We start from the raw sequence: 20,016 nt of genomic DNA, 5'->3' as shown, positions 1-20,016 counted from the left end.
CAACAAAAATACTGTTTCCTCCTTTCCTCTCTATTTAATAACCATAAATTTACCTCTTTGAATATCACCATTTTGTAAGTCCTCTACGGTGAAAAAATACAATCCCGAAGCGATGGCCTGGTCGCTGGCGGTAACCAGATCCCAGGCATGTTCTCCGCCGGCAAATACACGATTGCTACCAGAAAAGCGCTCGAACCACTGAATGCCTTCACCGGCATAAGATTCGCCGTTATGTTCGAAAGAATCAATCAAATCACCGGCGAGAGTGTATATTCTAACCTCACTGCTTGCCGGTAGATTATAGAAATAGATTTTTCTCTCGCGCTCAAGAAAACCATCCCATGCGGCGCCCACCCGGTACGGATTCGGGTACACACCCACTTTGATCTTTTTACCCGGCTGCTGCGCTATTTGCTTTTCCATGCTTTCAGTGCCTGGAAATACACGAGTCACATTGGCTAATCTACTGCTTTCCAGGCTACCAAGGTTTATTACAGGATCGCCGCGATCAAATGCTGAAATCGAATAAGCATACTGCCATCCATTGAGTAAATTTGTATTCACAAATTTGTAGTGATAAAATATTGTTTCGTTCTGCTGCGTTACCGGATTTTCAAACACCTCACCGAATGTTATCGGTTCATCTAGTAGTACAAAATCAAATCCCGTATCATAACCGATACTGTTTACTATGTCAAATTCTGCGATCTCATTTAAAGAAGTCAACAAATCTCGTCCCGGAAGATCCTCTGCCAATTTCGATCTGTAGATTCGATATCCTTCAAAATCTTTTTCACCACTGATAAAATCGATCGATTCTTCTGCGGAACGGTCCCAATATATAGTCACCGATTGGTCTGACGGCACAACCTTCATCCTGGGGGTGGTTGGCGGAGTAGGAAGTACATAGCGATCAATGACTCCATCACGATCGATGTCCTCGCCCGGGTCCAGAACATTGTTGCCATTTCGGTCCTCGCCGTCATAAGCTGTTTGCGCCCAAAAGGCATTGGTAAGAAAATTTGTTTTGCTATTATCTGTGTCATCCGTCGTAGGATCATCGCCAAATTTGCTGCCGCAAATCATGGCAAACACCACGTTGATTGCGGAATCGGCATCGAGACTTTGAAAGGGCCCTGTACTGATGAGGGTCATGTAGTTTCCGGGGATTCCTCTTATGACAGAGTCGATCAATAGAGGTGCAAGCGGAACTCGCTGTTTTCGGTAGCTTTCAATGTCTGTAACAGGGGAAAATAGCACAGGATCGCTGGTGTTACGAAACAACCAGGCGTTGTACAAGGCTCTAACAATATATGACTGGTCATTAGCTTGCGGGGTTGCGCCCAAAAGTTTAAATCCAACATACATGCCTGAGTCCGTGAATCCTGGGTCACCATCATAATCGTATGCATAGGCCATCCGCAACGAGTCTATATAGCCATTCCCAACATGTTGATAAAAAGGAGCTCCAACACGCGGCGGTGTGATATTCGTATTTCGCACCACCAAATCCGCCCAGAGTGAAACATAAACTTCATTCAACCGCTGCCCGCTTACATTCTTGATGGTGTAATTAAGTAGCACAAAGGCATCGGCAAAGGGAAAATTCCAGGCGTAGGCTTCCAAATGAACAGCAATCCCCACAGGGGTATGTTGTGGAATGCGGATTGTAGTTCCTGGGACAACGACGTTGGTGTCACTAAAATCAGCAATGAAGTCTTGGTGGCTTACAGCAAAGGGATCGAAGAACGGATTATCGATAATGCTGGAACGTTCCAGGACGACGTCGTTGGGATCGTCCGAATTTGTGAATTCAAATCCGGCAGCCACATCCCTGAGGGAGGGGATGTCTCGAGCACCGGTGGTAACGAAGATCGTTCCGTCGTCCCGCTTGCCGCCAACCCAAAGACCGCCGACAAAAAGATGTTCTATGGCCGATCCTTTCGGATATTCGCAAGAGGGTTGGTCGGTTGGAGTTTGGGTTGCAAAGCCATCGCCAATAGTACCAAAATTAGTTATAGTCAGGCCTATGTTGCCGGTATTGGTAAACCGACTATCGTCGTCCACTGTGATTTTCCTGATCCCTCGATCAGATTGGTTTTCCTGGGAAAATAATAGCGCCGGGCAAAAAAGTAGGAATAGTATTATTATTCTTGCTAGGATTCTCATTCAAATACTAAAAATAACCGATAATAAACACAGTTAGAAACTATAGCTGTAGTGAAATATGAAAATAAACGTTTTAAAATGAAGTCATTTCCAAGCTAATAACTTTTAAAGTTAAAAACTTATGAATTTGATTTTTTTAAGTCAAGTTATTTTCAATATCTTATGAAAAATTACAATTAATTAAATTACAAACGAAGCGATAAAAATGAAATTCATGCATTGAACAAATTTGGATTATTCGCCCAAAAGACTTTACATTTCCAAAATTAATTTTTACTATTTTAATTTTGCGAAACAATAACTCCAAAGGCTTTAATTTTATTTTAAGTGGCTAGTTTGGACAGTGGACAGGAGATACAAAAATTAAAACAGCAACTAAATTTCGCTCAGAAAAATCTCTGGAAAAATATTTAGAGGAAATACGAAATTATAATCCTCTATCAGCAGAAAAAGAAGTGTTGCTTGCCAAACGCATTAAAAATAATGACAAAGAAGCCTTAGACTGCCTGGTACGTTCTAATTTGAGATTCGTCGTCAGCGTTGCCAAAGAGTACCAGAACCAGAGCCTGCCAATTGAAGACCTGATTAATGAAGGTAATTTGGGATTAATCAAAGCCGCTACTCGCTTCGATGAAACCCGGGGTTATAAATTTATCTCATATGCGGTTTGGTGGATTCGTCAATCTATTTTACAAGCTATTGCCGAACAATCTCGTGTTGTACGATTGCCGCTTAACCAGATAGGCGCGATTAAAAAAGTTGGCAATGCCATGCATGCTTTCGGAAAAAAATTCGAGAGGGAGCCAAACCTCGATGAACTGGCTGGACAAATGAACATTTCTTTTAATGAAATAAGTGATGTGATGAAAAACTCAAATCATCACCTTTCATTAGATACCCCACTTCAACAATGGGATGGTAGTACTTTATTAGATATATTACAAAATGATAATTTACCGTCACCGGACATCAATTTGTTAGATGAATCGCTTTTTACCGATATTAACATCGTATTAATGACTTTATCAACTAGGGAAGCGAAAATAATCAAACTCTATTTTGGCATTGCCCAAGATCGTCCGCTAACACTAGAAGAAATCGGTGATATTTTTAAACTCACGCGAGAACGTGTACGCCAGATTAAAGAGAAAGCTCTCAGAAAACTACGCCACAAGAGCAGGTATAGAACTTTGCAAAAGTATTTGGGGTAATTTTATTTTGCTCTCGATTTAATCTTCAATTCAGCTTTGTTCCGAGCACCCTTGTTATGCTGGTCTAATGGAAATACCCTTAAATTGATCCTCCTGCTGCGTTGTCAAGTTCATATCAAGTTTAATTGTATTCAAAAACATATGTCCGCCATTCAAAGACGGTCGATGTATTCAGTTCATCCATTTTCGAACTTGTCTACGATTTACCAAAAAATGCTTTTAGCCCTACAATTAATACATTATCTTATCCAAACTCCAAACCCTGCAAATGTTTGAAACTCAATATAATGCTTGCAAACGGATCATCGGGATTGTCATGCTCGACAAAATAGTGCTTTAGTCCCGCTTGCTTGGATTTAGTGAAAATCTCACCAAAATCAATATTGCCTTTGCCGACATCAACCATTTTCTGATCTTTATCCAAATCTTTGACATGGCATAATTGAAATCGCCCGGGATAACGCTTAAAATAATCCAGGGGATTCTGGCCGCCTTTGATAATCCAGAATAAATCCATCTCCATGACTACTAACTCCGGATCGGTTTCTTTTACAAAAACATCATAAGGGATGACGCCGTCAACATCTTTAAATTCATGATTATGATTATGATAGCCGAACTGAATTCCAGCAGATTTGCATTTTTCTCCCGCTTGATTCAAAATCTCTGCAAATCCCTTCAAGGAATCTTTCGTGGTATACTTTTGCCTGTCAAACCACGAGGGAATAATTACATAGCGGAGGCCAATGGCTTTAGCAGCTTCGACTGTTTTCTCAAACTGATCATTGATATCCTTGAATGAAATATGTGCGGCAACCGCATCCAAATCGAGTTGTTTTAGGAGTTTAGCAATTCCCCCCGGTTTTCGTCCAAAGTAACCGGCAAATTCAACTTCTTTGTAACCGATCTCTGCTACTTTAGCCAGCGATCCCTCAAAATCTTTTTTCATTTCAGTTCGAATGGTATAGAGCTGAAGTCCTACACGATCCAATTTCTTCTTAGAGGATACGAATACGTTGTGATTTATTGATGATACGTTTAGCGCACAAAAAGCCCCTGCAGTTGATTTAATAAACTCTCGTCGATTGACCATAATAATCTCCTTACTAAACTGATAAACCCATGATTCAATTTTGGCTAGTCCAATCACAAGTTCACTTCACTTTTAAAAGTGCTTGTTCAACAGCCGAAAATCAAGCGATTTTTCCGCATCAAACCTGGAAGATAAATTTCAAATTAATAACCAATATTTTCTTTTTGTAATCCAACAAAATCTAATGGACATTATTTGGAAATTTTTATAAGTTGAAACTTGTTTGGAATTTACAAGTAACATTTTCGGATTTAAAGAGCTCATTTTTTACAAAACACCAAACCCTATAAACACTTACAAAAAAGTGAGAATGATTATGAAAAGATTAGTCTTCGCTTTACTTTTGTTTTGCCTTAACAGCCAAACATTCGCTTTCCAGCAAGCCTTGAAAGATATTTCCTCAAGTGACCCTATAAGTATTAAATGTGGTTACCAGGAAGTTCTCAAAATTATGGCTAATTTGAACCAACAAGAACAGCTGCCACAAGATCCACTCAAAAAACAAACTAAAGTTACTTTGGAAGTCGGAGATATTCTGAGTTTCTTTTCATATGACTTTAAAAAGCAAGAAGCCCATTCACTCGAAGCGGAATTACGGCACAAGACCGACAAAACCTACATTTTCGTTGAAAAACCTCAATGGGATAGCCAACGTGTAACACAAAATGATGTGGATACATTCCATAATGCTTTTGAAGTTGCAACGCCCAGTTCCTCCCAGCTCCCCGGACATTTTCCAAGCGCTTCCGTTGATCCCGGTAAAGGCATTCGGGAAATAAACGAAGAGTATTTTGGTCCACCACCAAATAAATCCGGGGACGGTTACGTCTACATACTTATTTTGGATATTCGAGATAATTTTGATCCTGAAAACGGAAATAATTTATTTATTGCCGGATTTTTCAGTCCCAGGGATCAATCCGATTTAGCCAATAGTAATCAAAAAGACATGATTTATGTCGATTCTAACCCCGGAAGGCCTACTAATGAATTTTCCTTGCTCGTCGTTGCACATGAATTTCAACATTTAATTCACAACCATTTTGATACCAATGAAGAAAGGTGGATTAATGAAGGCGCTTCGGAATATGCTCAACAGTTATGTGGTTATGGCGTTTCAATACCGGTTAACTATTTTAGTAATCCGAATAAATCTATGACAAGTTGGGGTGATCAGCTTGAAGATTACCAAAGAGTAGGCTTGTGGAATGTTTACCTGGGAGAGAAATTTGGCAATCCTCTAATCAAAGCGATCGTTCAAGATCCGGATAACGGTGTAACAAGTATACGGAATGCATTGGATCAGGTGGGTATTTCCCTTTCAATCGAACAGATCTTCACTAATTTTACCATTGCTAATTATGCCAATGATCCCACTATTGGCGACAATGGATATTATGGTTATAACGTATTTCGCTTACCCATTTTACCTAACTTTATTACCACTCATCCGATTTATCCTGTTGATGCTCCAAGGAGATCATTACAACAGTATTCAGCGGCCTACTATCGTTTTACCGGAACAGATACAACGGCTGTGTTGCAATTTATTGGTGAACCGAATAGAGAGATTGCAGCAAGCATTTTGGAAAGGGGAAATCAGAATTCAGTTACTCCAATCAATTTAAATAATTCAAACCAGGGTCAAGCGAGTTTAGCTAGAATTGGTAATGGCGCCAATGATATGATTTTAATCGCATCGAGTTTGAGTACTTCAAATCCTTATTCTTTTTCCGTAACTACCGAACTGGTTGATCTGACGCCTCCACGAATAACCCTCGGACCGCGAGAATCACTCTCCACCGGATCCTCTGTCACTATTTTTTGGGAAACGGATGAGCTCTCAAGCAGTATTATTCAATTTGGGTTAACAGACCAATATGGGATAGAATTTGTTGATGACGAACCAAGGGTCGTACATCAAATCGGAATTGGCAATTTGCAGCCCAATACGATCTATCACTATCGGGTTGGCTCTGCCGATCAAAGAGGAAATGGCCCAACTTTTAGTGCGGATTTTACCTTTATTACCCCCTCGACCACTTCCACAGCAATTACTACTGTTCAGCAAACACACTCTTATGGAAATGAAGGCCGCAATATCGTAGTCAGTGTAAACGGTGATATCCATATTGTTTACCACGAAATTGTTGGAGATAGAAGATTTGTTTATCATGTAAAATCCAGTGACAATGGAGAAACATTTTCTACAGAAACGCAAATTGACATATCGCTATTTTTTGGCGGAATGCCATCAATAGCAATCGACTCGTCTGACAGAATGCATGTTGCATGGCATGCACAAGAGACTTCTACCTCTAATTTTAAAGTCTATTATAGTAGATCCGACGATAATGGCCTAACTTGGTCGGCTCCCAAACTAATAAGCAAAACATTTACCATTGATGATAATTTATATGCAGCTATAGCGATTGATCCAACCGAAAACCCCCATATTGTATGGAATTCCGTATTACCACAAAACCTTGAACGCAACCTGGGCGATGTGTACCACAATTTTTCCAGTGATGGCGGTGAAACCTGGCCCGATGATAAGATGATTGCATCCTCTGACGATCATGTTGCATTTGTTCCTACCATTGATTTTAGTTCAAATGGGAAAGCCTATGTTTTATATAGCGACGGCATTTTTGATGTTGCAAATCCCGGTAACAGCAACGTGTTCGCTTATGCGGTCACTAGCAATGATTATCAACAATGGACTACACCTGAAGCAATCAGTTCTTCCGGGGTACTTTTCTCAACTATGGTATCTTTTGCTATCGATCCGAAAAATAATGTACATGCTGTGTTCACGGATAATTTCAACGGCACTTTTCATGTAATGTATACAAAATTGAATGTGACCGGGGAAATAAGCGGTTGGACAACGCCAACCTCGGTAGCACAATCCATTGTTCATGACGGTTCAAATAGAGGTTCGGTTACCTATCCAAATATTTCTGTTGATGAAAACTCAGACCTATATCTTTTATACCTGGATGGTCAGGAACCATTTTCCAGCGGATCCAGCCTGGGTAAACCTGTTCAAAATATTATTCAGTATGAAAATAATAAAGCATTGTCAAAAGTTACACAAGGCGTTGCAGATGCATATTTAACCATTTTTAGAAATGGTGTTTGGCTGCCGGCTGGAAATATCTCCAACGATACCCCAAATACTGATTTTGCCGAATTGCCAAACCGCGTAAGTAATGGCGTTCTTGACATACTGTGGATGAGAGAATTTTCTACCACCAGAAACCAAATCACATTTTTGCACCTGAATACAAAACAAGGAGCGTCTTTAGTTCCTCCTAAAATATCTTCGGTTTTTCCGGAAAACGGAGCAACAGATGTTCCTTATTTTCAAAAAATATTGGATATTTCCGCCGTTTATGATCAACGAATTAATCCAGATTCTTTAAATGAAAAAAATGTAATTATTTCTAGTTCATCTGGTGTAATCCCTGGTGAACTTGTTTATGATGAAAGTCAAAGACGTATGACTTTTTCTCCTTCAGTAGACCTTCCGCCAGATGAAGATATTACAGTCACAATCAAGACCAATGTTACAAACACATCGGGACTACCTTTAGATGGAAATGGCAATGGTCAGGTAGACGGATCTCCGGATGATGATTTTAGCTGGAGTTTTCATACACAAGAGTTGGACAACGTCCCGCCGAATTTGACTATCAGCGTTCTACAAAATCCTGTGCTTACACGTTACGTGGATTTATACGTAGTCTCTTCCGAAGATTTACAGGAATCTCCAACTCTTACGTTAAACAACTCACCCGTTTCACTATCCTTACTCAATCAATCCGCTCATATCTATAAGGGCGATACAAAGCTGGAAAATAGCGGAGTGCTGGAATTGGCGGTTACGGCTAGAGATTACGGTAATAATTCCGGTAATGCTACGAAGAGCTTCTCTGCCCAGTTACTTATTGCGAGAGAAGGTGGCAACATATCATCCCCTGGCGGTGAAATGAATCTTTATATTTCTTCCGGCAGTTTGCATGAAGATACTTATCTCACCGTAGTTGAATTGGATGAGCCTTTTGATCCGGAATCCGGTAAGTCGATCTCAAAAAGCAGCCTAGGGCTTGCCACATATCTCATTGGACCACCGTCATTGTCTTTAAAGAAAGAGGGTGATCTCAGTTTTACAATGATCGCTCCGGAAGGCAAAACTTTACAATTAGAGCAAAAAAACGAAACCGGGGACTGGGAAGCAATTCCTTCAACGTATAACAACGATCGATTGACTGCTAAGATTGCAAAACTCGGAAGATTCCGGGTTGTAACGGCAGATCCAATTATTCCGATTCAATTCGCATTGCAGCAAAATTACCCAAATCCATTTACACCCAAAATTTCTTCAACGGTCTTATCATTTGACTTGCCCTTTCAGGAATCCATTGAAATTTCCATCTTTAATCTATTGGGACAAAAAGTAAAAACATTATTTGCCGGGGTTAAAGAAGCAGGCTCCTTTAAAATCTTGTGGGACGGCCTGGATGAAAGAAATATCCCGGTTGCCAGCGGCATTTACATTTATCAATTAAAAGCATCCAAAACTATTTTGAATAAAAAAATGTTGATTTTGCAGTGAGGAAAAAATGAAATTCTTACAGAGCATTAAACCTACATATTTAGTCCTGGGAACGGTCCTGTTTTCTCTTGCTTGCGGTGGCAGCAGCACAGGACCTGAAAAGCCAAGAATTACCGAAGGCCCTTTAGAATCGGTGCAGTTTATTGCTGCTCAAATATCCTGGAAAACCAATGTGAAGAGCTCCTCAACCGTGAGATATGGAACGACATCAGGCCAATACGATTTTGAACAGACAAAAGAGCTTCTCCAAACCATTCATGAAGTTCAGCTTTTTAATCTCACTTCGAATACGGATTATTTTTACATCGTCGAATCTGAAAATGAGCAAGGGATTATCACATCAACTGAACGGCAGTTTATGACGCTCAAATCACTGCAAGACTTTCTTAATGAGGCTTGGTTAGAATACACTAACGGGAATTTCAGCGCCGCCATTACAAAATTTAATGATGCCATAAATGAAAGCCCAAGCGGGCTTGGAATAGAAGACGCCTTTAACGGTTTGGGATGGTCATATGCTTCTAATTCGATAGATTCCCTTGATCAAGCAATCGCAAATTTTGACGGAGCAATTATTAGAAGACCCACTTTTTTAGAGCCTTATGCCGGACGAGGATTTACATATCTCGCTAAAAAAGAATATAGCGATGCTATTGCGGATTTGGATCGTGTTTTGCAGCTGGATGCCAATTTTGAATTTTCACACAACGCCCAAATCAATGTTGATGATGTTCGGTTGGGTCTTGCTGAAGGATATTTTGTTAAACAAGACCTGGATCTGGCCCAGGCACAAGTGACGCAACTTGCGCCAAATAATGGCCTGGATGCATCCAGTGCCGCAACCTGGGTTGTTGATAGCGTTAGTTATCTAACCTATGCCGAAGCATTGCTGGCTTGGATCGAGAAGCTGAAGCTTTCAAACTAGCAACGGGAATGTTGTTGTTTTTTGCAAGGCCGGATTTCTATTAAGTGCACGTTTTGCCCGAAAGCCATCCAAAATGTCACCACCAGTGTTTACCCGTTAAAAGCATACAGGTACAAGTATATCGGGGCTCTTTTTACTTTATCAAGTACCAAAACAGGCTGTAGTGCAGCCTGAAAAACATAAGGAATGATCATGAAGAGAGTTTTCATGCCAGCGCTAACGAATCCATTGAATCGAATCAGATTGAACTGATCAAATCAATTATGGATTCCCAATTATTTCCCCTTCATTTTCTCCAGCTGCCTTCTTTCCAGTTTGGTAGGTCTGCCCTTGCCCTTTCTTTCCCGCCGTCTTTTTGTATCTAATTTCATGAACAATGCCAACTTTTCGGCAGAATCTTCGGTGATTTTTGGTAAGTGCTCAATGTATAATTCCCGGGCTTCAACAGCAGGAATGGAACGCTCGGCGAGCTTCTCAACATCAAATGTTCTATTCCGACTGGGAAATTGAATGGATATGGTATCCCCTACTTTTATCATCTGTGATGGTTTGGCTGTTTTTCCGTTTACCTTAACATGCCGACCACTGCAAGCTTCCACAGACCGTGACCGGGTCTTGAATAACCTGGCAATTTTCAGCCATTTATCCAATCGTATTTTTTCCGTGACTGGTTTATCTTTGTTCATGTTATGACGAGGACAATTTTCTTTGAAATCAATGTATTCTTTTGCTCTTTTTCATGCAATCAAATTCAGATCTTTTCATTTTAGTGTACCAAAAATAATTTATCCTATTTGAAATTATCAAATCGGTAAACTATATTAAAGCGGACTTACAAAAATTTTTCTATCAAATATTGATGAAACCAATTTTTTTCTCATAAAGTCGCAATTCAATTCTTTAATCTCCATTATTCCTTTTAGAACTATTTCCAAATACATAAACAATATTTAGTCAGGAGGTGTTAATGAAAGTCGGGATTGTTCAATTTGAACCAAAATTTGGCGCGGCAAAACATAACCTCGATAGAATCGAAGCGGAGATACAGCCTCCGGTTGATTTGGTGGTTTTACCCGAGCTTTGCACATCCGGCTATCAATTCGTCAACCACCATGAAATCGAAGAACTTGCTGAAGAGATCCCTTCCGGGCCTTCCATAAAAAGGCTGACTCAAATTGCAAAGGACAAAGATTGCGTGATCGTTGCCGGGCTGCCCGAACGATCCGGCGACGTTTTCTACAATTCTGCAGTAGTGCTCAATCCAAAAGGGGTAATGGCAAAATATCGCAAGTTGCATTTATTCTATGAAGAAAAAGACTTTTTCGCACCCGGCGATATCCCCTTGCAGGTGGTGGACATTGGTCCTGCAAAAATCGGCGTGCTTATCTGTTTCGATTGGATCTTTCCCGAAGCCACCCGAACACTTGCATTACAAGGCGCGGACATCATTTGCCTGCCTGCGAACTTATTAACCCCCTACTGCCAAAATGCTATGGTGACGCGTTCTATCGAGAACCAGGTGTATACCGTTGTAGCCAACCGAACCGGGTTCGAAGCCCGCGGCGGAAAGAAACCCCTGTATTTTACCGGCGGCAGCCAGATCTCCGATTGTAAAGGAAACGTGCTGTATTCAGCCTCAAAAGAGAAGCATGAATTTCATGTCGAAAAAATCCACCCAAAGTTAACCCGGGACAAATGGTTCACTGACCGCAACAATCTGTTTGATGACCGACGCACAGAGTTTTATGTTTTGAAGTGAGAGGCAAGACAAATTTCCACTTTGTATTGTTGCTTATAATGAACAGCCGAAGGGCCACAGTTGTACTAATCCCAGAACGCATATTCACAAAATTCCTCTGCATATTTAGCCACAATTCCGGAGACTAGAATGAGAAAGCATGTGCTATTTTTACGTTCATATATCGGGACTTATTCCCAACATATAACCTTTACATCACCTGCCTGGGGGACGATGTTCTTGGAAAAAGAGATAAACTATGAATCTGTTGATAATGTTGGAAAAAGTGCTAACTAATCCCCAGCTCAGGTGAATGTGTTTGTTGGACATGCTCCGCTTGATCGATTTTGAAGAGGATTCTATTTCCACTCCCTTAAGATTTTGTGAACCTTCTCCTCTACTTGGCCTCTGGCTTCTCTCCTCTCATAACCTTTTGACAGAAATTCGTCATATTTCGTTTCGGTATGACGGATGTGTGCAACAACAGCTAGTAGTATGGCTTCTTCATCTAGTTTTTTAGCTGATTCAGTACGACCAATACGACCACTGTATTTAAAGCAAGCATGCTCAGCAATAATGTTTTCCCTACCAAGAGGAGAACCAGGAAAAAGTTTACGTACTTTCTCTGCAAAAACCTGTACATACTGCTCATCGATTTCTGCTCTTTTCTGTGCAGCACGTTCTTTTCTACGATCCCTCACTTCACTATCTGCTAAACATTCCTCTTCAGCTTGATCCAATGCTTGTTCTTCAACTAACAAGCCTTGCCTTTCATACCGTTTTCGTGCACGACTCCACTTTAAGACGATAGCAACTAACGTGGAGTATTTTCGTGCTCGCCTAGTGAGTGCTGTATCTCCTGAAGGAAGGAAAATTAGGTGATCCAGATCAGCACATACTAGACACAATGCCCCCTTTTCTTCTTGCAACGTAATCCATGATTTGCGTCCAAATTTTTCACCACAATCATCACATGTGAAATCCCGATTTGAAATAAAAACTTTTAAATCATTACTTTGTTTCATTTGTCAATATTGGTATCCTCTACCTACCCAGTAATGCCAGTCTTCAATTGCTTCCTGCGTCTCATCATCAACGTCAATCGCTTTTAATTGTGCTAAAGGTACTGCGAATGATCTCCCTTGCCAATTAATCTCAACAAAGATTTCCTTCATACTTTCATCTTCTGGAGCCATCCCTTGAACTTCAACGTCTTCTCCCTCTTGTCAAGGTGAAATTCTACGTTTTGCAATACATTTCGCATTAAAAGGACAATGAAGCTTGTCATCCATGTAGTAATACCAACCCATTGCTCGTTCTTCTTCTCCATATGCGTTAACAACGGCCTCATCATGAATCCGATATTCTTTATCTGCATCCTCTGGAATTCTGCCCATACTATGCACCGTATCCTTTATGTGTCCAACATAATAATATGTGACACATAATTTAGATATTACGCAACGGGCTGTGTTCTATAATACCAACATTAGTTTGATGTATAACCAGTTGGTTTTTAAAAAGTAATCTATACATTTAGTTGTTTCCTCATTGTGTATTATGCCACAATATTGCATGTTGCGTAATACCGTCTCATAACTACATCGTGTTATTCGTAGGGCTCCTAACCCCTAAACGCCCTATATTGATAACATGTGTATAAATCATCGTAGTTCAACCATCATTGTGATAATTTGAGGTTGTTGTAGTTCAAGGTTTCCATGGATTCCCAAATGGATTATTGTATTGAGGAATTAACCGAAGATAACCACAAAGTTCTTTTTTGTCAAGTTAAAAAAATGGTTAGCACTTGGGTATGAAGTGCCTCGGGGAATCAATAAAAATTAGTGCTAATTTTACTTCAGTACTTAAAAACAGAAATGATAATACCCTACCGTTATTCTTTGCTTTGGATTATCTACAGTAGAAAAACACACACAATTTTAGAATCAAACTTTATGCAGAAAAGGCTCAAAGATTAACCCAATCCTCACTAATACTCAATCACATCCCCCGGCTCCATTACCTGCCCATCAAATCCTTTTGCCTGGACTTTTTCGACGAATTCAGATGGATTGACTTTTATGACATCGAATGTGTTGTAATGGATGGGAATTACTTTTCCTGGTTTGATGTATTCCGTTGCCGTAACCGCATCATCGATGCCCATAGTAAAATTATCGCCTATCGGCAGAGCAGCTAAGTCTATGGTATTCATTTCCCCGATCAATTTCATATCATAAAACAAAGCCGTATCACCCGCATGATATAAGGTCTTACCATCCATGGTGATTAATCCACCACTGGGATTGCCACAATAAACGATGGTGCCGTTTTCTTCTATAAATGCCGAGCCATGATGAGCAATGGTTAATTTCAGGCGGCCAAACGGAAACTCGTGGGCGCCGCCGATATGCATGGGATGAATCTGGGACCCTTTAGATTCACAATATGTTGCTAATTCGAAGGGTGCAATAATGGTTGCATTGTTGGCTTTTGCTATGGTCAACACATCGCCAAAATGATCGTTATGACCATGGGTCAGGTAGATCCATTCTACTTCAATTTCATCGGCTTGCTTAGCGGCCAACGGATTGCCGGTTAAAAATGGATCGATCGCCATTTTCGTGCCTCCGCCCTCCAATAAAAAAGCTGAATGTCCTAAATAAGTTAATGTTGGCATGAAGACCTCCTTTACATCAAAATGAATTATGAGTAAACTGCAAAGAGAAGTATTATCGCGCTACTATCTTCTGATCCCGTCAGCGCCCCTTCGACTTCCGCTCAGGGCACTGTTTATGCACTTTTTGCAGTTCAATCAGCTATTGTTTAAAATCATATTTTGCCGCCATAGGCATTCTCCTGCCGGGACCAAAAGCCTTGGATGTGAGCTTTAATCCCGGCGCTGCCTGGCGGCGTTTATATTCATTGGCATTAACCGTCTTGATAACAAACATTGTGGTGTCTTTATCATAGCCGGCGGCAACAATCTCTGCCGTGGATTTTTTTTGCTCAAGGTACATTTCCAGTATTCCGTCTAAAATTTCATAGGGTGGCAGTGAATCCTGGTCCTTTTGACCGGGACGCAATTCGGCAGAAGGCGCTTTTGTAAGAATTTCAGCTGGGATGATTTCTTTTTTACCATTGATAAAGCGTGCCAGTTGGTAAACCATGGTTTTGGGCACATCCGAGAGAACCGCAAGTCCCCCACTCATGTCGCCATAGAGTGTGCAATACCCCATGGCCAACTCGCTCTTATTGCCGGTAGAAAGCACGAGGCTGCCAAACTTATTCGATAATGCCATTAAGATATTCCCACGAATTCGGGCCTGGATATTTTCTTCCGTAACATCTTGCTGCTTATTGGCAAAACTGGGTTGTAAATCTTTTATATATTGCTGGTGAATATCGCGGATTGGAATTGTTTTGAAGGAGATGCCGAGATTTGCAGCCAATATCTCCGAATCTTTGATGCTGCCTTCGGAAGAAAAAACCGATGGCATGGTAACACCGGTTACTCTCTCTTTTCCCAATGCAGCAACGGCCAAAACACAAGTTACCGCCGAATCAATGCCACCGGATAAACCCATCAACACATCACTGAATTTGCATTTTTTAACATAATCCCGAACACCCAATACAAGAGCTTTATGGATGGAATCTATTTTGTCCAAAGGTTTGAATTCTTTTGTGGGCATATTTCCGTTTAAATCGATGGTTTTCATCCCAGGTTCAAACGGTTCCAAGGCTATAATCAGATCACCATTTTTATCAATGGCGATGCTGGTGCCGTCATAAATCAACTCATCTTGCGCCCCTGTTTGATTCACCATTATAAATGGAAGATTGAACCGGCGAGCATGACTCTGGGACAACCCAAATCGAATCTCATCCCGGCCAAGGGAGAAAGGCGCGGCCGAAAGGTTAATCAAAAGAGTTGCGCCCTTTTCGGCTAGCCGTTCAACCGGATCAAAAGAATAAAGTGGCCGCTGCCAGAATTGTGATTCATTCCATGCATCTTCACAAATGGAAATCCCCAGGCTTTCTCCTTTAAACTCAATGGGTTTAACATCAGTGGCAGCATCAAAATATCGTGCTTCATCGAAAACATCATAGGTTGGCAACAAACATTTATTCACCCGGGCAATTTCCTTTCCGGCACAAATGAGTAAAGCCGAATTGGTTAATCCTTTACCATAATTCTCTTTTGTCCTTCTCGGCACGCCAACTAAAATTCCCGCATCGGGAAACGAGCTGGAAAATTCAATAATTTCCTGAACGGCGTCATCCAATCGGTCCAAAAAGGATGAATACTCCAGCAAATCTTTTGGGGGATAACCACACAGGTAAAGCTCCGGGAAAACAACCAGATCGGATGCTTGCGAAGAACTTTCGGCAACAACCTCTTTCAGCCGTTCAACATTCCCGGAAATATCTCCGATGATAGGATTTAGTTGAGCAAGGGTAAGTTTCATGTTTATTGATGAATCCTGATCTATCGTACTTATTGATGAATTTCTTGTTCGAAATCGAATAAAAATTAATTCAAGCAAAGATCAGAATCAAGCATTTGTAATTAACTTGAACTATCCATAAACCTTATCACTGTTAATCGAGGAAATGATCTTTTTAATATATTTTTATGCCTATCATGCAGCTTTTTCAAATGTATGGAAATAGATCCCGCCCATGTCTGGTAATTTGAAATTTCGTCTTTGTGATTTATTTGTTATTTGTGTATTGTAATTTGTAATTTGTTTATACCTTATACCTCAAGAGGATAGAGATTAGAGAATCCTGCAGAGTTTTTTCTTTGTGCCTCTGTTTCTTTTCCTAGTCTTTAATCTCTAGCCTCTAACGAGTTAGTTACAGGAGAGCATGAAAAAGACTCTACATGCAGTAACGGGCGCTTTCGGATATTCAGGAAAGTATATTGCTAAGCGACTTCTTGATCGAGGTCACAAAGTCATCACTTTGACCAATTCTGTTAATCGTGCGAATCCGTTCAATGGTCGAGTTAAGCCATACCCGTTCAACTTTGACAAGCCAGAAGTACTTGCAAAATCGCTTCAAGGTGTATCCGTACTTTATAACACATACTGGGTTCGATTCAATCATAAGTTGTTCCAGCATGCTGATGCAGTCAGAAACACCATGGTTTTGTTTGATGCAGCTAAAGCTGCTAATGTTGAACGAATTGTCCATGTTAGCATAACGAACCCGTCTGAAGATTCACCGCTAGAGTACTTCAGCGGAAAAGCGAAACTCGAACGAGCGTTGATAGATTCAGGTGTTTCACACGCTATACTTCGCCCAACAGTCCTGTTTGGAAAAGAGGACATACTTATCAACAACATTGCGTGGGCCTTGCGACGGCTCCCAGTGTTTGGTGTGTTCGGAAGTGGTGAGTCCCGTCTACAACCAATCTATGTGGACGATATGGCTTCCCTTGCCGTCGAGCAAGGGGCTAAGCGAGACAATGTTTTTATAGATGCCATCGGTCCGGAAACCTTCACCTACAGAAAGTTAGTCAAAGTTATTGGTGAGATAATCGGAAAGAAAAGACTTATTATTTCTGTACCTCCATCTGTTGGGTTTATCGCCGGCTGGATTCTCGGCAAGTGCGTTGGTGATGTAATGATAACTCGTGAAGAAATCAAGGGATTGATGGCCGGCCTTCTTGCCGTGGACTCACCTCCTGCAGGAGAAACAAAACTAACTGGCTGGGTTCGTAAACATGCTGATAAACTTGGTAAACACTACACCAGTGAGCTTGCCCGCAGGAAAGATAGAACAAAGGAATACCAGAGCAACTAACTGAGGAGAACGGAGAAAGGAGAAAAGGAGAAAGGGAGATAAAAAATTAAGCCTAGAGTAACAAAGTAACAAAGTGACAAGGTAAAAGGTAAAAGGAAAAGACGAGAACAGAGAAGGGCAGAATGGATAAAGCGGGGTTGTAAACCGACATTCATGTCGGCTCCGCACTAATTTTACACACCCCTGAAAATCTCTGAATTGTCATAAACCCAATAAAATCAAGAGATTCTTCTCCCGTCTGGACGGGATATTCTTCCTCTCTCAAAAGAGGGAATTAAGGCATCCAAACATTTAAGTTTTGAGACCCTATGATCATTGAACTTATGATATTGGAATTTATTTGTAGTTTGTTGTTTTATTATCTGGCATCTGGCATCCAGCCCGGCAATACCATACCTAAACCTCACTGATAGACACATTATTCTTTTTGTTCATTAAAAAATTGAGGTTTCGTTTCGATGAACATCGGCATTGGACCAGCTGGTATTCCGGCTTCTTCCTTTGCAGATTCAACCATAGAGCGAACATCCGACAGCAGCTTTTTCGCATCAAAAACGATGCCATTTTTAATGGTCCATTTCACGCCACCTACTTTCTCAACTTCGCCGGTCTCATCGTTTAAACGAATAGCTCCGGTACCATAAAGTACCTTCAAATTCTGCAGCGGATTTTCCGATACAATGACGAAATCCGCCTTTTTACCGACCTGTATGGTTCCGATTTCATGATCAAGTTTCATCGTTTCAGCGGCTAAAATGGTAGCGGAGCGAATCACCTCCAGGGGATGGAATCCTGCTTCCTGCATCAGCTCCATTTCCTGGATGTAGCCGAAACCGTAGAGATTATAAATGTAGCCGGAATCACTCCCCAACGTGACTTTTCCGCCGCGATTTTTGTACTCGTTGACAAATGTCATCCAGAGCCGGAAATTTTCTTTCCAGGCAATTTCGTCGGATGTTGTCCAATAAAACCAATAGGATCCGTGCGCCGCGCGACTTGGCCGATAGTAATTCCAAAGTGACGGCATCGTATAAATTGCGTGCCATTCGTTCCGACTTTGCCGCATGAGATCGCGGCTTGCCAGGTACGCGATGAAGGTAGGATCGATGGTGAAATTAAATTTCAGAAGAGAATTCATCACAGCATTCCAGTGATCGCTAAATGGTTTGGCAGCCTGTTTCCATAATCGACCGGCTTCGCCAAAACGATGCTGCTCATTTTGATAATTATAATCAAGGGGATAATCCTGAATTACTTTGTCTTCAAAAAGCGCTTCCGGTAATCCGTACCAGTGCTCCATTGAAGTCAGACCCAGGGCGGCGGTGGTCAGAACATTCATCCGCGTAACATTAAGCTGGGCATGGTGCTCGGTTGTTCCGAGTCCCTGCTTGCCGGCTTCATCCAGTGCTGCCCTCATAATTTCCGGTGGCGCGCCAAAAAACTTAATGCCGTTTGCTCCCCTTTTTTTAACCCATTGTACCCACTCCCGGGCGTCCTCGGATGTTAAAATCGACCGCCCGAAATCCTGCCCAAAAACCGGGTAGGCAACGATCCGCGGCGCCGTAACTTTGTTGTTATTGCTGCGCTTTTGTAAATCGATGATCCAATCCACGCCTTTTGCACCTACAACGCGTGAAGTGGTTATGCCATGGGCGAGCCACAATTTCAGGACATACTCAAGGGGAACACCCTGGCCCGATTCGCTGGTATGCGGATGACCATGCATATCAATAAATCCGGGCAGGACATACATGCCATGAGCATCAATTTCCCGATCTCCGGCATCCGGTCTGCGTTTCTCATCTATTGGAAGTCCGGGATAGCCAACCACCCGGATCTGCACAATCTTATCATTCTCGACAACAATATCGACAGGGCCAATGGCAGGTGCGCCTGAGCCTTCGATCATGGTTGCCCCACGAATGACGAGTCTATCATACGGGCCTTGTCCATCACTTGCAGGCAATTCGTCCAACGAAGATTGGGCGAAAAGAAGGTTTGAGAATGTTAAAGAAAGAGCGAAAAAAAAGAGTTTAACTTTCATTTGGAGATTCCTGATTTTAGTGAGATTGAATCGTTGCTGCAGTCAATTTAACATTTTAGCCACAACTCACAAGGAAATTCTAATGGTACAAAAAAGACCAGGGAGAAGCTTCTGATTGGGATCGGGGGTAAATTTATTCTTAATTGTCATGTCATAAAAACAGTTGCATTTTACATTATATCAATTAACATACATGTAAAATTACGCCAGACGTTAAAAATTTACTGATAATTTTTTCTCGATCCATTTTTTACCTGATTACAATTTAAAATAATTAACTTGATCTATTCATAAACCTTATCACTGTCATCCAGTAGGGATCTATTTTACAACTAATTTATACTTACGATTTTACTATTTCCTTTTTATGGAAATAGATTCATCCTGAATGACAATTA

13 protein-coding genes and 1 pseudogene are annotated in these 20,016 nt (G+C 41.1%); 6 read left to right on the top strand and 8 right to left on the bottom strand.

All coding sequences use genetic code 11. The features are described from left to right. Positions 1 to 30: 30 nt before the first annotated feature. Positions 31 to 2,067, bottom strand: a complete 2,037-nt coding sequence (locus IIC38_07690) for a hypothetical protein (GenBank protein ID MCH8125826.1) — start codon at positions 2,065 to 2,067, stop codon at positions 31 to 33. A 464-nt stretch (positions 2,068 to 2,531) separates the two neighbouring features. On the opposite strand from IIC38_07690, the gene IIC38_07685 reads away from it, so the two are divergent. Next, a complete protein-coding gene (locus IIC38_07685; GenBank protein MCH8125825.1) occupies positions 2,532 to 3,380 on the top strand; it encodes an RNA polymerase sigma factor RpoD/SigA in 849 nt (282 codons plus the stop codon). A 244-nt stretch (positions 3,381 to 3,624) separates the two neighbouring features. Here IIC38_07685 and IIC38_07680 read toward each other — a convergent pair whose 3' ends face one another. After that, on the bottom strand, positions 3,625 to 4,473 hold the full coding sequence (locus IIC38_07680; protein ID MCH8125824.1) for a sugar phosphate isomerase/epimerase: 849 nt from the start codon (positions 4,471 to 4,473) through the stop codon (positions 3,625 to 3,627). A gap of 316 nt (positions 4,474 to 4,789) precedes the next feature. Between IIC38_07680 and IIC38_07675 the strand changes: the two genes are divergently transcribed. Beyond that, entirely contained in the window at positions 4,790 to 9,094 is a 4,305-nt protein-coding gene (locus IIC38_07675; protein MCH8125823.1) for an Ig-like domain-containing protein, read from the top strand. A 7-nt stretch (positions 9,095 to 9,101) separates the two neighbouring features. Next, positions 9,102 to 10,019, top strand: a complete 918-nt coding sequence (locus IIC38_07670; GenBank protein ID MCH8125822.1) for a fibronectin type III domain-containing protein — start codon at positions 9,102 to 9,104, stop codon at positions 10,017 to 10,019. A gap of 275 nt (positions 10,020 to 10,294) precedes the next feature. On the opposite strand, the gene IIC38_07665 is transcribed toward IIC38_07670, so the two are convergent. Next, positions 10,295 to 10,669, bottom strand: coding sequence for an RNA-binding S4 domain-containing protein (locus IIC38_07665; GenBank protein ID MCH8125821.1), 375 nt, complete (start codon positions 10,667 to 10,669; stop codon positions 10,295 to 10,297). A gap of 317 nt (positions 10,670 to 10,986) precedes the next feature. Between IIC38_07665 and IIC38_07660 the strand changes: the two genes are divergently transcribed. Both IIC38_07660 and IIC38_07655 read left to right on the top strand, forming a co-directional pair. Then, on the top strand, positions 10,987 to 11,778 hold the full coding sequence (locus tag IIC38_07660; protein MCH8125820.1) for an acyltransferase: 792 nt from the start codon (positions 10,987 to 10,989) through the stop codon (positions 11,776 to 11,778). Positions 11,779 to 11,907: 129 nt separating this feature from the next. Then, positions 11,908 to 12,054 (top strand): hypothetical protein, encoded by a 147-nt coding sequence (locus tag IIC38_07655; GenBank protein MCH8125819.1) that lies wholly within the window; start codon positions 11,908 to 11,910, stop codon positions 12,052 to 12,054. A gap of 62 nt (positions 12,055 to 12,116) precedes the next feature. Here the strand turns inward: IIC38_07655 and IIC38_07650 are convergent, their stop codons facing one another. The 4 genes and pseudogenes from IIC38_07650 to IIC38_07635 all read right to left on the bottom strand — a co-directional run bounded on the left by IIC38_07650 (position 12,117) and on the right by IIC38_07635 (position 16,232). Then, positions 12,117 to 12,782 (bottom strand): DUF2293 domain-containing protein, encoded by a 666-nt coding sequence (locus IIC38_07650; protein ID MCH8125818.1) that lies wholly within the window; start codon positions 12,780 to 12,782, stop codon positions 12,117 to 12,119. Between the two features lie 3 nt (positions 12,783 to 12,785). Next, positions 12,786 to 13,154 (bottom strand): annotated as a pseudogene (locus IIC38_07645) (calcium-binding protein). Positions 13,155 to 13,750: 596 nt separating this feature from the next. Further along, positions 13,751 to 14,440: a metal-dependent hydrolase gene (locus IIC38_07640; GenBank protein ID MCH8125817.1), complete on the bottom strand. Its 690-nt coding sequence runs from the start codon at positions 14,438 to 14,440 to the stop codon at positions 13,751 to 13,753. 139 nt (positions 14,441 to 14,579) lie between these two features. Then, positions 14,580 to 16,232, bottom strand: coding sequence for an NAD+ synthase (locus IIC38_07635; GenBank protein ID MCH8125816.1), 1,653 nt, complete (start codon positions 16,230 to 16,232; stop codon positions 14,580 to 14,582). Positions 16,233 to 16,635: 403 nt separating this feature from the next. Here IIC38_07635 and IIC38_07630 point away from each other — a divergent pair, with 403 nt between their 5' ends. Continuing rightward, positions 16,636 to 17,574 (top strand): NAD(P)H-binding protein, encoded by a 939-nt coding sequence (locus IIC38_07630; protein MCH8125815.1) that lies wholly within the window; start codon positions 16,636 to 16,638, stop codon positions 17,572 to 17,574. Positions 17,575 to 17,992: 418 nt separating this feature from the next. On the opposite strand, the gene IIC38_07625 is transcribed toward IIC38_07630, so the two are convergent. Further along, complete coding sequence (locus IIC38_07625; protein ID MCH8125814.1) at positions 17,993 to 19,618, bottom strand: amidohydrolase family protein; 1,626 nt, start codon at positions 19,616 to 19,618, stop codon at positions 17,993 to 17,995. Between the last annotated feature and the right edge of the window lie 398 nt (positions 19,619 to 20,016).

Source organism: candidate division KSB1 bacterium, from assembly GCA_022566355.1.
Taxonomy (GTDB): domain Bacteria; phylum Zhuqueibacterota; class JdFR-76; order JdFR-76; family DREG01; genus JADFJB01.
Note: the sequence above shows the minus strand (reverse complement) of the source record. Positions and strands in the feature narration are given on the sequence as shown.